The following is a 13,314-nucleotide window of genomic DNA, read 5'->3' as shown; positions in this document are numbered from 1 at the left end:
TTTTGATTTATTTTCTCTCATTTGATTGATCGATCGAAAAAAATTGACTTGATCAGATTTTGCATGAAAGTATTGTTTCATTTAAGGTAATTTGATCTTGAATGATTGAAATACTTCCATCCATTTTTGTCTGCAGATGCATTAATTATGAAATTCATTCTGATGTCGTTTTAATGATTCAAGAATTGACAGCATAACTTGAAATTACTTGATGTTTGAGCGGGGGGGGGGAGATGGAACGATTCAGAGAAAGGATAATCAATGCAGAGATTTATAAGTCTGGGAGGTTGAGTGGGTTATCATTTTGGTGGGTTTTTTTTGTGACAATTTTTGGATTATTGTTGACCATCAATCAAGTTTTCAACTTACGCTTTGCTGGATTTCAGCTTATTAGCACAGCTTATTATTATTTGATGATTGGTATTTTCGGAGGGTTGGTTTTTCTTTTCTTTCCGGCAAGAAAGAATCAAGATCGACCTCAAATTTATGACTGGTTAATGACATTTGTGTGGTTTTTTTGTTCCGTATGGATTTCCATAAAAGCACAATACATAATAGACCGCGGATGGAATCAAGGCGCTCCAATTGAAGCTGTTGTTATAGCAACGATTTACGTTGCGCTTTCACTCGAAGCGCTAAGGCGTACAGGCGGCAAATTTCTTTTTATATTTTGTCTTCTCTTTGCTACTTTTCCGCTTTATGCAGGGAAAATGCCTGGCTTTCTCTGGGGTGTTGAATTAACTTTTTCCCAGACCGTTAGTGAACATGTTTTTGGGATGGAGGGGATCATCGGTGTTCCTATGCAGGTAGTTTGTGATACTCTCATTGGATTCTTGGTTTTTGGTGTCGTTTTGGCAGGTACTGGAGGTGGCGCATTCTTCATGGATTTTGCTAATTCATTGATGGGTAGTCGCAGGGGAGGTCCGGCTAAGGTAGCCATTGTCTCCTCAGGTTTGTTTGGTTCACTTTCAGGTAGTCCCACGTCAAACGTGATGACTACTGGTTCGCTCACCATACCGGCCATGATTCGGTGCGGGTACTCGCCAACTTATGCTGCTGCCGTGGAAGCATGTGCTTCGACTGGTGGCACTATTATGCCCCCGGTAATGGGAACTGCAGCCTTTATCATGGCCAGTTTCCTCAATGTTCCTTATAGCCACGTGGTTGTTTCCGCGTTTATCCCTGCAGTATTTTATTACGTTTTTTTGATATTACAAACTGATTGCTATGCTGCAAGAAAGGGGTTGCGCGGCTTACCTACTGAAGAATTGCCGTCTTTGCGCACCACTTTGTTGGGTGGTTGGTACTATTTAGTAGCATTAATTATCTTGACCTTCATGTTGTTGATGATGCCGGCTCAGAACGAAGTTCCTTATTGGGTAAGCCTCTTTCTCATTGTGATTGCTCTATTTCGTCGACATTCTCTGCGATTTGATATGAGGAGATTTGTAACTCTCGTTGTTGAGATTGGCCAATCAATTGCTCAAATTGTGGGTTTGATTGCAGGAATTGGGCTTATCATTGGTTCGATGTCGATCACTGGTGTAGCCAACTCTTTTTCTCGTGAACTCGTGCAAATCGCAGGGGATAATTTATGGTTATTGCTTCTTGTAGGAGCGTTTACTAGTTTTGTGCTTGGTATTGGAATGACTGCTTCGGCTTGCTATATATTTTTAGCCATAGTTCTTGCTCCAGCATTGGTTCAAATTGGGATTGATCCCATGGCTGCTCATTTATATATTTTCTATTGGGGGATGGTTTCTTTTATTACGCCACCGGTTGCTTTAGCTGCCATTGCTGCCTCTACTATAGCCAAAGCCAATCCTATAGTCACTGGTTTTTATGCTTTACGTGTCGGTTCTCTATTGTTCCTGCTTCCTGTAATCTTTATTTTAGAGCCGGCTCTATTGCTGCGTGGATCTTGGTCTGCCTTGATTCAAGCTGTATTGACTACAACGCTGGCCGTCTTTCTTCTTTCGGCTGCCGTTGAAGGTTTTTTCTGGCGTGTGGGATTATTGGGTTATGTGTCACGATTGATTTTAGGTATTTCTGGTCTTTGTTTCTTGGTGCCAGGTTGGAAAACTGATATTATTGCTATTTTCCTGTTTGTGCTTTTTTTAATAGGTGGTTTTTTACGCATTAATGGTAAAAGCATTTATAAATCTGGTTGATTTTAAAGGGGGGGAAAGTGGATTCAATCTTAGGAACCAAAAATGCTTCGGGCGATGATCAAGCTCGCTTGATATATGATACGGTTCATGATTTTGCAATCAAAAATATGCCTAGGGCACGTGTCAGAGCTTTGCGTTCAGTCGTTCCTGGTTTTGATATGGAATTATGGACCTCCATAGCTGAACAAGGATGGATAGGTTTATTTGTTCCTGAATCATTAGGTGGACTTGGGTTGGGACCAATTGAAACGGCGTGCGTTGTTGACGCTTTAGCCGAACATGTAGCTCCAGAACCTTATGTCTCTGTGGGTATTTTTTCTGCTTCCCTTTTGCAAAACAGCGCAGATGTGGAATTGGCGCGTAAGGAACTCGAACGTTTGATTACCGGGCAGTCTCTGCCAGTCGTTGCTTGGCAAAACGATCGTACTGGAAATTTAGATCCATTTGATGGATCTGCCCGGATTCTGTCTTCCGATGATTCAGGCTTCTTGGTTGCTGGTACTAAATATCACGTACGACCTGGGGCAGGAGCCACTTCGTTGATCGTGACAGCCCGTTTTGATGATGGCACACCAGCGATCGTCCTTTTGCCGTGTGAAACCCCTGGAATCGAGGTTTTCTCTGTACCCATGGCAGATGGAACCTTTGAAGGCAGGGTTAATTTCCCTCGTGTGTCTGTGAGCGATGGGCAGATACTTGCCCGTGGTGAAGCGGCCCAACGAGCGTTTGCCTACGCATACGATGTAGCCATGGTAATGACTGCCGTAGAATTGCTTGCGCTCGTTCGGAATATGGTGTCGATGACTTTAGAGTATCTATGTACTCGCCGCCAATTCGACCGTCCCATCGGCAGCTTTCAAGCCCTGCAACATCGAGCGGTGGATCTGTGGATCCAGCGCTCGCTGACCGAGGCCGTGGTGGCGGAGGCGCTCAAGGCGCTCGCTGAAGGGGTGCCGCCATCGGTGCGTTCGCGACTGGCGGCGCGCGCCAAGGCCAGGGCCAGCGACGCGGCCTTACACGTCGCGCGCGAAGCGGTGCAGATGCATGGGGCCATCGGTTTTACCGACGAATACGACTTGAGTCTCTATGTGCAACGCGCCTTGGTGCTGTCTGCCTGGTTGGGTAATGCAGCGCAGCAACGGCGGCGCTATGCGACTTTGGATAACGAACTGGTCCCGACTGGAGAGCGATGAGATGAGCACGGATTGGAATGCGCTCGATGACGAAACGTTTCGCCTCACCGTGCGCCGTTTCTTCGAACAACACTATCCCCAGCACTTGCGTTATCCCAAGCGGCGTCTGCGCTGGCACGAGATCAAGGATTGGTACCTCACTTTGTACCGGCAGGGTTGGGTTGCGCCCAACTGGCCAGTGGAATACGGCGGCATGGGTTTGGAGCCCAACAAGCTCATCATTTTCATCGAAGAGCAGGAGCGCTATGGCGTAGGACGCGCTCCGGACATGGGCATCGTCATGGTTGGACCACTGCTCATCCGCCATGGTACCCAGGCACAAAAAGACTATTACCTTCCCAAGATTTTGGCGGGCGAGCATATCTGGTGCCAAGGGTATTCCGAACCCAATGCCGGTTCAGACTTGGCCAGTCTGCGGACTGAGGCTAGATTGGAGGGGGATCATTTCGTCGTCAATGGTCAGAAGATCTGGACGACGCTTGCCCAGGATGCCACTCACATTTTTTTGTTGGTGCGAACCGATAAACAGGCAAAAAAACAAGAGGGGATCAGCTTTCTCTTGGCTGACATGAACACGCCGGGCATTCGTGTGCGCCCCATCCGGACCTTGGCGGGCCATGAGGAATTTTGCGAAGTCTTCTTCGACGAAGTACGCGTGCCCAAGGAAAACCTCGTCGGCGAACTCAACCAGGGATGGGGCATCGCCAAGGCGCTTTTAGGCTTCGAGCGCCTCTTCCTTGGTAGTCCCAAACAGAGCCAATATGCCCTGCAACGCTTACGCGATGCCGCGGTGGGCTTGGGGCTCTTTGCTGATCAAGGCTTCGTCGATCGCTATGTCAAGCTCGCGCTCGACGTCGAAGATCTGAGCGCACTCTATGGCCGGTTCGTCGAGCAGGTACGCCGTGGTGAGCCACTCGGCCCGGATGTCTCGATGCTGAAAATTTTCGCCACGGAGACTTTCTCGCGTCTGGCTGATCTTCTGGTCGAGATTGCCGGCACAGCCGGGGCGAGCGCCGAGCCCTTGCCGACGGCCGCAGGTGAAGTCGACGTGCTCTCGACGTTCTACAACGCGCGGCCGGCTACGATTTACGGAGGGAGCAACGAGATCCAGCGCAACATTCTGGCAACGAACGTGCTTCATCTACCCCGTTGAATATGCCGAAAAGGGAAATAGCCATGAGTTGGACCTTGGAAGACGAGATCGCCTGGAGTCGTAACAACCCCTTCCGTAATTTCATTGGCATGGAGATTACTGCGCTCGACGATAAAGGAAATGCCGTGGTTTCGCTTGAAGTCGATGCCCATTTGCTCCAAGCCTATGGCATGGTACATGGAGGCGTCTATTGTGTTTTACTAGACACTGTCATGGGTACGAGCGTACGCGCAGGTTATCAGCGCGACGTGCGACCCAATACGATCGATCTCAATGTCAGTTTTCTGCGGCCAAGTGGAGTCGGTCGCCTCACGGCGGCGGCGGAGCTCGTCAAGAAGGGACGTAACATTGCCGTATGTACCGGCAGCGTAAGCGACAGCGAAGGGCGCCTGGCCGCGCTCGGGCGCGCTTCCTTCCTCCTGCGCGACAACTGAGGGGCGTATCGCTGGATGTATCTCTCCTGAAAGAAGCGCCGACGGTAGTTGCTTTGCCGTCGGTGCCTCTTTATACTTGAATTCTGTTTTTTCTTGGCGATCCCAATAATTCAAAAGGAATGTCATGACTGAGACTGGCCTCGTCGAACGGACAGCGTCCGCCTATCCTTATCCTCTCCTGATCAAGCACCTGCTCGATCGCGCCGTGGAAGATTCCCCCCAGCAACAAATCGCCTATGCCGATCATTGTCTGAGCTATCGGCAAATGCGCGAGCGTGTCGGCCGTCTGGCCGGGGTGTTGGCCAGCCTCGGCGTCGAGCCCGGATGCACGGTCGGCGTGATGGACTGGGATACCCATCGGTACCTGGAATGCTTCTATGCCGTACCGATGATGGGCGCCGTCTTGCACATGATCAACGTCCGTCTGTCCGCAGACCAGATTCTCTATACCATCAATCATGCCCGCGACGACGTGCTGCTTGTCAACGGCGAGTTCTTGCCGATCTTGGAGAGCATTGCCGACAAGCTCACGACCGTCAAAAAAATCATCCTCCTCAACGATGCGTCCACGAGGCCGACGACGAAGCTCACGCTGGTCGGTGAATACGAGGATTTGCTGCAGCAGGCTTCTCCGGAGTTTGCCTTCCCTGATTTTTCGGAAGATACACGAGCGACAACCTTCTACACCACCGGAACGACGGGCTTGCCCAAAGGGGTATTCTTCAGCCATCGCCAGCTGGTGTTGCATACCCTCGCCTGCCAGATCGCATTAGGACAGGCGGCACACTGTCGGCTCGATGCCGACGACGTCTATATGCCGATCACGCCGATGTTCCATGTTCATGCATGGGGGATGCCTTATGTGGCGACGAGTCTTGGCTTGCGCCAGGTCTATCCCGGCCGCTATTTGCCCGACCGTTTGCTGCGCCTCTATGCGGAGGAAGGCGTCACCTTTTCGCACTGCGTGCCGACGATCTTGCAGATGCTGCTGATGAGCCCAGCCGCAAAGACAGTGGATCTATCGCGCTGGAAAATCATCATCGGAGGTTCGGCCTTGCCGCAGGCGCTGGCCAAGGCGGCTCTGGAGCGTGGCATCGACGTCGTGACCGGCTATGGCATGTCCGAGACTTGCCCCGTGCTGACGATCTCCTTCTTGCGCAAGGAGATGCTCTCATGGGATTTGGACCGTCAAGCAACGCAGCGCTCGAAAACGGGGCGTCCCATCCCCCTGGTGCAATTGCGCGTCGTCGATGCAGATATGAATGATTTGCCCCATGATGGCAAGAGCGCCGGTGAGGTCGTCGTGCGCGCCCCTTGGCTCACGCAAGGCTACTTACACGATCCAGAGAACTCGGAGCGGCTGTGGCGGGGCGGGTGGTTACATACGGGCGATATTGGCGTCATCGATCCGGATGGGTATCTGCGCATCACCGACCGGCTGAAGGACGTGATCAAGTCGGGCGGAGAATGGATCAGTTCGCTCGAACTGGAAAGCTTGATCTTGAAAGTGCCAGGGGTGGCCGAAGCGGCCGTGATCGGAGTGCCCGACGCGCGCTGGGGCGAGCGGCCGATGGCCTTCGTCGTACCCACTAGCCCAGGTGCGGTCACGGCCGAAGCGGTACGTGCGGCCTTACAGCATGCAGCTGATGAGGGACACATCTCGAAATACGCCGTTCCGGAGCAGATTCGGCTCGTCGAGGAGATTCCTAAGACGAGCGTTGGCAAGATCAACAAACGGGCGTTGCGGGGGGAATGATCCGCTTTCAGTCATAAGGGCAAGGGCCGCACGGCCATAGGATGCAATTTTTGAGGATAGGAGGAGTATCTCTTCTCTTCGAGTAGCCCCCAACTTTATGCTGGGGGCTTGGTTCTATGGCCGTTTGTAGCGGTTTTGCGAGTCAGAAACGCTTTTTGGCTAACGCCCTTGTCGATAAGAGCTAATGAGTTTTATAATGAATTTTGTTTGGTTCGACCTATCAACAAGGAGGAGACCTATGCGTAGCACGATGATGGATCATTATCCCTTGACCTTGGTTCCCATCCTTGAGCGGGCGGGTAAATTGTTTGGTAAGGTCGAGATTGTCTCGAACTTGCCCGACAAGACACTACATCGCCACACGTATGCCGATTTTTACCGGCGTGCGCGGGCCTTGGCCGAAGCGCTTCATCGTGCTGGCCTCAAGAAAGGCGATCGTGTCGCAACCTTGATGTGGAACCACTATGCCCACCTCGAGGCTTATTTCGGCATCCCCGTGGCTGGAGGGGTTTTGCATACCTTGAATCTGCGCCTGCATCCGGACGATTTGACCTATATTGTTACTCATGCGGACGATCGTTTCCTCATCGTCGACGACGTTCTGTTGCCGCTGTATGAAAAATTCAAGGATCGGGTGAAGATCGAGCGCGTCTTCGTTGTTCCACTCACAGGAAAACCGATTCCTGAAGGCTACGAAAATTATGAAGATTTCTTAAAAACGGCGATGGGGGATTTCCAGTATCCTGCCCTAGACGAACACGATACTCTGGGCATGTGCTATACGTCGGGCACGACGGGAAAGCCCAAGGGAGTTGCCTATTCTCACCGAGCAGTCGTGCTGCATTCCTTCGCTGCAGGCTTGGCTGGAGCGATGGGTTTGACTCAACATGACGTGGCCTTGCCGGTGGTCCCGATGTTTCATGCCAATGCTTGGGGGGTGCCTTTCGTTGCCACCATGGTCGGAACCAAACAAGTTTTCCCCGGGCCACATCTCGATCCTCAGAGTCTGCTCGACCTCTTCGAAAAAGAGCAGGTTACCTTTGCCGCCGGCGTGCCGACGATTTGGCTGGGCGCGCAGCAGTTGCTCGAAAAGAACCCCGGGCGTTGGAAGCTCGCTCCTGGGTTGCGCCTGACCGTAGGAGGGGCACCCACGCCGGAAGCATTGATCCGGTCGATGGACCGCCATGGTATCGAGATCATCCACGCCTGGGGGATGACCGAGACCACACCGCTCGGTTCGGTAAGCCGACTCAAGAGTTATATGTTGGATTGGCCCGAGGACAAAAAGTACGCCTATCGCGCTAAACAGGGGCTTCCCTCACCTTTCGTCGAGGCGCGCATCATGACCGACTCGGGTGAAGAGGGGGCTTGGGATGGACAAACCATGGGCGAACTGCAGGTGCGTGGCCCGTGGGTTGCAGCTTCCTATTACAACAACCCCGATGCGACGGATCGCTGGACCGAAGACGGATGGTTCAAGACAGGGGATGTGGCCTGCATTGATCCCGAGGGTTACATCGAAATTCGCGACCGCACGAAAGATCTGATCAAGTCCGGTGGCGAGTGGATCAGTTCGGTCGACCTCGAGAATACGCTGATGGCACATCCAGCAGTAGCCGAAGCGGCTGTCGTTGCCATTCCTCATCCGAAGTGGCAGGAACGTCCTCTGGCAGCGGTCGTGCTGAAGGAGGAATACCACGGCAAGGTCACTCCCGAAGAGCTACAAGAGTTTCTAGGCAGGAAGTTTGCCAAGTGGTGGATTCCTGATGCCATCGTTTTTGTCGACGAAGTACCAAAAACCAGTGTCGGCAAATTCCAAAAAACTAAATTGCGCGAGCAGTTCAAGGACTGGAAGTGGAATGAGTAAAACGGCTGATACGCCTTTCCGATGAAGCTGACGCTGGCGCTTCGTTGAATCGAGAATAACCCGCGGAGTAATCCGCGGGTTATTCATGTGTGTGCGCCCGGCACGGGCGCACTCTTGGAGGTGAAAGTCCTTCCGTAAGTTGATCACAGCGAACGAAGCAAAGCGCAACTGCGAGCCGATGGACAAGAACCGGAGAGAAGCCGTTGCAGAGCGGGCGGGTGTAGCGTACTTTCATCGATCAGATGGAGCGCAGAGACAGGAAGCTGGGTGATATCCAGCGAGGTTGAAATCCACCCCCCAGATCTCGATCTCCCTGCAAGCAGTATCCAGTGCGCTGGCATTCAGTCCGACGAGTCGCACTTTTGGAGCTTGCCCAAGCTCGGGGTGGCGGGCAAGCGAGCGGCGGTAGAGTGGGTCGTAATGCCGGGCGATGAGCTCGGCAAAGAGCGTCGCCAGATCACGGCGAAGGGCGAGTTCCTGCCAGCGGCGCAAGGTCTCGTTCGGGACGAAGCCTTTGAATCGTTCGAGCCGCCGCGCGAGCGCCTCGGGCTTGTCGCCCAGCCAGGCATAGTCTTCGAGCAGGAGCTGCATGCGGCACTCGTGGGGGGTGTCGAGCACGATCATCGGGGCGAGCCGGATCGCCTCGTGGAGCGCATCGGGGAGCTGCAGCAGGCCGATGCGCTTGCTCTCGGCTTCGACGAAGACGGGTTTTTGTGGGTCGAACCGACGCAGCGCCGCCACGAGCGCCGTGTCGAAGGCTTTCTGCGAGGGCTGTGATTCTCCTCCGGGCCAGGTGCCGAGGATGGAGCCGCGATGGCGCGCGAGCGCCTCCAGATCGAGCACCTGGTGACCTCGTTGGGCGAGCGCCTGCAGCACGCGCGTCTTGCCCGAACCGGTGGGCCCGGCGAGCACCCGCCAGGCAAAGCGCCCCGGCAGATCGACGAGCCGCTCCAACACCCAGCGGCGATAGGTCTTGTAGCCGCCGGCCAGTTGTGCCGCTGGCCAGCCGATCAGGCGCAACCAGGTGACGAAGGCGGCGCTGCGCTGCCCGCCGCGCCAGCAGTAGATGAGGGGGCGCCATGAAGGAGGGTACTGCTGCAGGCGCTCCTGCAAGTGGCGCGCGAGATTCTTGGCCACCCAGGCGGCGCCGAGCCGGCGTGCCTCGAAAGCCGAGCGTTGCTTGTAAATGGTGCCGACGATCCGCCGTTCGGTGTCGTCGAGCACCGGCAGATTGATCGCACCGGGGAGGTGGTCTTCGAGGAATTCGGACGGGGAGCGCGCGTCGATGATCGTGTCGAATTCCTCGATTCGTTCGAGCGGTACAATCCTGTCTTTGTCTTTGGCGGCCATGGATAGCGAGGAGGTCGATATGGAACGAGCGGAAGGAACGAAGGCGGCGGTGCACGGCATCCGGCTCACCGAATGGGCCCACGGCGGCGGCTGCGGTTGCAAGATTGCGCCGGCGGTGCTGCAGCGCCTGCTCGGTTCGCTGCCACCGGGGCTGTGTCCGCCGGAGCTGCTCGTGGGCACCGAGGCGAGCGACGATGCGGCAGTCTACCGCGTGCGCGAGGATTTGGCGATCGTCGCCACCACCGATTTCTTCACGCCCGTGGTCGACGACCCCTACGATTTCGGCCGCATCGCTGCCACCAATGCGCTCTCCGACGTCTATGCCATGGGGGGGCGGCCGATTTTGGCGCTGGCGATCGTCGGCATGCCGGTCGGCAAGTTGCCCGAGGAGGCGATCACGCGCATTCTGGAAGGCGGCGCGAGCGTGTGCCGCGAGGCGGGCATTCCGCTCGCCGGCGGGCATTCGATCGACACCGTTGAACCCATCTACGGCCTGGTGGCGTTGGGCGTGGTGCATCCCGAGCAGGTGAAGACCAACGGCGGGGCGCAGCCGGGCGACGTGCTGATCCTGAGCAAACCCTTGGGCATCGGCATCCTCTCGGCGGCGCTCAAGCAGGGTCGGCTCTCCGGCAGCGAATACGCCGAGATGCGGCTGTGGACGATGACGCTCAACCGCGCCGGGCAGGCGCTCGCCAGTCGCGAGGCGGTGCACGCCATGACCGACGTCACCGGCTTCGGCCTGGCAGGACATCTCTTGGAAATCTGCCGTGCGAGCGGCGCGTCGGCGGTGCTCGACCGGGAGGCGATTCCCGTGCTCGCCAGCGCCCGGCGATATGCCGCAGAGGGGGTAGCCACGGGGGCTTCCAAGCGCAACTGGGCGAGTTACGGCGAGGAGGTCGATCTGTCGCCGCTCGCCGAAGAGGAATCCGAGGAAGCGCTGTGGCGTACCTTGCTCACCGATCCGCAAACGAGCGGAGGGCTGCTGATCGCCTGTTCGCCCGAGGCAGCCGAGGGAGTGATCGCCGAGATCCGCGCCCATCAGGCGCTGGGCGGGTGGAAGATCGGCGAGATCGTCGAAGCGCCCGTGCCGCGCGTCATGCTGCGCTGAAATGCACCGTGTTTCAACGCCCGGAGGTGGCGCTGCGTTTGCGCACCGCCTCCAGCGCCGTGGCGATCGCCGGCCACACCGTCTCGAGCAACTTGGGCACGGCCTCCAGCACGGGATGCAGTCCGTCTTCCTGGAACGCGTCAGGGTCGAGCGCGATCGCCTCGAGCAAGAAAGGGACGAAATGCACGGGATGGCGGGCCGCGAGGCGCGAATAGACCGCTTCGAATTCGGCCGTGTAATCCGGCCCGAGGTTGGGAGGTAGCCTCATACCTACGAGCACGACTTCGCAGCCGGCTTGGCGCGCCATGCGGATCATGCGCTCTAAGTTCGCCTCCATGGCTGCAGGGGGAAGCCCCCTCAGGCCATCATTGGCGCCCAGTGCGAGGACGAGCACATCGGGTCGGTGTCGCTCAAGGAGCGCCGGCAAGCGGGCAGCCCCTCCGGCGCTCGTTTCCCCGGAGACACTCGCGTCGATGACCCGGTGCATCCCGGGTTCGAGGGTATCGAGCTTGTCCTGCAGCAAATGTGGCCAGCCGCTCTTTGGGGGTAGACCATAACCGGCCGAGAGGCTGTCGCCGAACACGAGGAGGGTGGCCGCGGCAACGGGGGAAGTGACGCAGACGAGTGCCAGGAAAATCGTGTGGGCAACAAGACGTCTAATTCGAGACAAGGAAGGAAAGGAAGGCATGGGTGAACAAACTCCGCAAACGAAGAACGTGATCTTGAGCGCCGAAAAACTCCGTAAAGTCGTGTCCCGTCGGGACGACCCCCCTCTCGTCATTCTCGACGACGTCGATCTCAGCGTCTCGCAGGGCGAGGCAGTGGCGATCGTCGGCTCCTCCGGTTCGGGGAAGTCTACCTTACTCGGCTTGCTCGCGGGACTGGATTCGCCGACCAGCGGCGAGGTTCGACTCGCTGGAGCGTCGATCTTCGCACTGGACGAAGACGAACGCGCGGCTCTGCGGGGGCGTACGATCGGCTTCGTTTTTCAGGATTTTCAGCTCCTGCCGACCCTGAGCGCCCTGGAAAACGTCGCGTTGCCGCTGGAACTCGGTGGTGTTGCGGCTGCGCAGGAGAAAGCCCGGGAATGGCTGGAACGCGTCGGCTTGGCGCACCGGTTGCATCACGACCCACGCACGCTCTCGGGCGGCGAGCAGCAGCGTGTGGCTCTGGCGCGCGCGTTCGTCACTTCGCCCAAGGTGATTCTCGCCGATGAGCCGACGGGTAACCTCGACACGGCCACGGGAGAGGCGGTGATCGAACTGATGTTCTCCTTGCGGGCGCGGGAAGGCACCACGCTCGTGCTCGTCACGCATGATCCCAGCTTGGCAGCACGATGCGATCGTGTCCTGAAAATGCACGCGGGACGACTCGTTCAATGAGGTATGCGCGTCTCGGCACGCTTCAGAGCTTCCTCGCGGGACGTTTCGTGCCATTGAGCCAAAAAAATACCCATCAGCAAAATGGCGGCCCCCAGCCATTGGCGTGCGCTCAACGTCTCGCCGAGCCAGAGCGCACCGGCTAGTGCCGCAAATACGCTCTCGAGCGAGAGGATCAGCACCGCGTGTGTCGGGCGTACGGTGCGCAGAGCGACCACCTGTAAGGTAAAGGCCAGAGCACTGGAGAGGATCCCCGCCCAAAGGATGGGGCCTAGGGTTGCCGTCACGTCCTCGATGGTTGGACGCTCCCAAAAAAGGGCCACCGGCGCGGACAGCAGCGTTGCCACGAGGAATTGTCCCGCCGTCAGGCCAATGGGGGACAAATGTCGGCCGTAGCGGCTGAGGGCAATGACGTGAGCTGCCCAGAAAAAGGAACCGGCCAATTCGAACGCATCCCCACGGTGAATTTTCAACCCTCCTTGGGTCGAGAGTAAATAGAGCCCGAGGATGCATGCGGATAGGGCATACCAGAATAGTTTTGGCGGGCGGATCCCTTGCAGCAAACCGAACAAGGGGACGAAGACGATGTAGCTCGCGGTGATGAAGGCTGCATTCGAGGCGGTCGTTTCGAGCAAACCGATCTGTTGTAAGGCAAATCCACCAAAGAGTAGGGTTCCCGTGATCGTCGAGGCCCGAATCCAGCGTCGCAAGGGTACGCGGCCCCAAGGGCGTTCATACCACCACCACATCGGCAGGAGAAAGGACGCCGCCAGCGCAAAACGGGCCATGTTGAAGGAAAATGGCTCCATGGTGGTCATGGCCTGGCGCTGGGCAACGAAGGTACTGCCCCAGATGGCGGCAACGAGCAGGAGCAGGAAATGGTCGCGGGAAAATCGCATCATG

The 13,314-nt window shown here is 56.4% G+C and carries 11 protein-coding genes; 8 read left to right on the top strand and 3 right to left on the bottom strand.

Annotated elements, in window-relative coordinates:
- Window positions 1-233 precede the first annotated feature (233 nt).
- From EPD80_RS02750 to EPD80_RS02725, 6 genes are all read left to right on the top strand, one after another.
- Window positions 234-2,171: a TRAP transporter permease gene (locus EPD80_RS02750; protein WP_142809200.1), complete on the top strand. Its 1,938-nt coding sequence runs from the start codon at window positions 234-236 to the stop codon at window positions 2,169-2,171.
- A 17-nt stretch (window positions 2,172-2,188) separates the two neighbouring features.
- Complete coding sequence (locus tag EPD80_RS02745) at window positions 2,189-3,364, top strand: acyl-CoA dehydrogenase family protein (RefSeq protein ID WP_142809199.1); 1,176 nt, start codon at window positions 2,189-2,191, stop codon at window positions 3,362-3,364.
- 1 nt (window position 3,365) lies between these two features.
- On the top strand, window positions 3,366-4,517 hold the full coding sequence (locus EPD80_RS02740; RefSeq protein WP_142809197.1) for an acyl-CoA dehydrogenase family protein: 1,152 nt from the start codon (window positions 3,366-3,368) through the stop codon (window positions 4,515-4,517).
- A gap of 23 nt (window positions 4,518-4,540) precedes the next feature.
- Complete coding sequence (locus EPD80_RS02735) at window positions 4,541-4,951, top strand: PaaI family thioesterase (protein WP_142809195.1); 411 nt, start codon at window positions 4,541-4,543, stop codon at window positions 4,949-4,951.
- Between the two features lie 124 nt (window positions 4,952-5,075).
- On the top strand, window positions 5,076-6,707 hold the full coding sequence (locus tag EPD80_RS02730) for a fatty acid--CoA ligase (RefSeq protein ID WP_142809193.1): 1,632 nt from the start codon (window positions 5,076-5,078) through the stop codon (window positions 6,705-6,707).
- Window positions 6,708-6,945: 238 nt separating this feature from the next.
- A complete protein-coding gene (locus EPD80_RS02725) occupies window positions 6,946-8,574 on the top strand; it encodes a long-chain fatty acid--CoA ligase (RefSeq protein WP_142809191.1) in 1,629 nt (542 codons plus the stop codon).
- 231 nt (window positions 8,575-8,805) lie between these two features.
- Here the strand turns inward: EPD80_RS02725 and mnmH are convergent, their stop codons facing one another.
- On the bottom strand, window positions 8,806-9,924 hold the full coding sequence (gene mnmH, locus EPD80_RS02720; protein WP_142809189.1) for a tRNA 2-selenouridine(34) synthase MnmH: 1,119 nt from the start codon (window positions 9,922-9,924) through the stop codon (window positions 8,806-8,808).
- A 49-nt stretch (window positions 9,925-9,973) separates the two neighbouring features.
- On the opposite strand from mnmH, the gene selD reads away from it, so the two are divergent.
- Window positions 9,974-11,032, top strand: a complete 1,059-nt coding sequence (selD, locus tag EPD80_RS02715) for a selenide, water dikinase SelD (protein ID WP_142809365.1) — start codon at window positions 9,974-9,976, stop codon at window positions 11,030-11,032.
- A gap of 13 nt (window positions 11,033-11,045) precedes the next feature.
- Here the strand turns inward: selD and EPD80_RS02710 are convergent, their stop codons facing one another.
- Window positions 11,046-11,720: an arylesterase gene (locus EPD80_RS02710; RefSeq protein WP_142809187.1), complete on the bottom strand. Its 675-nt coding sequence runs from the start codon at window positions 11,718-11,720 to the stop codon at window positions 11,046-11,048.
- On the opposite strand from EPD80_RS02710, the gene EPD80_RS02705 reads away from it, so the two are divergent.
- The gene (locus EPD80_RS02705; RefSeq protein ID WP_142809185.1) at window positions 11,719-12,414 is read left to right on the top strand and encodes an ABC transporter ATP-binding protein; all 696 of its coding nucleotides are present in this window, start codon (window positions 11,719-11,721) and stop codon (window positions 12,412-12,414) included. The two genes, EPD80_RS02710 and EPD80_RS02705, sit on opposite strands and share 2 nt — an antisense overlap.
- Here the strand turns inward: EPD80_RS02705 and EPD80_RS02700 are convergent.
- On the bottom strand, window positions 12,408-13,313 hold the full coding sequence (locus tag EPD80_RS02700) for a DMT family transporter (RefSeq protein ID WP_142809183.1): 906 nt from the start codon (window positions 13,311-13,313) through the stop codon (window positions 12,408-12,410). The two genes, EPD80_RS02705 and EPD80_RS02700, sit on opposite strands and share 7 nt — an antisense overlap.
- Window position 13,314 lies beyond the last annotated feature (1 nt).

Origin of the sequence: Tepidiphilus olei (genome assembly GCF_006980705.1) — a bacterium.
Lineage (GTDB): Bacteria > Pseudomonadota > Gammaproteobacteria > Burkholderiales > Rhodocyclaceae > Tepidiphilus > Tepidiphilus olei.
This window is presented reverse-complemented; position numbering and strand designations above follow the sequence as displayed.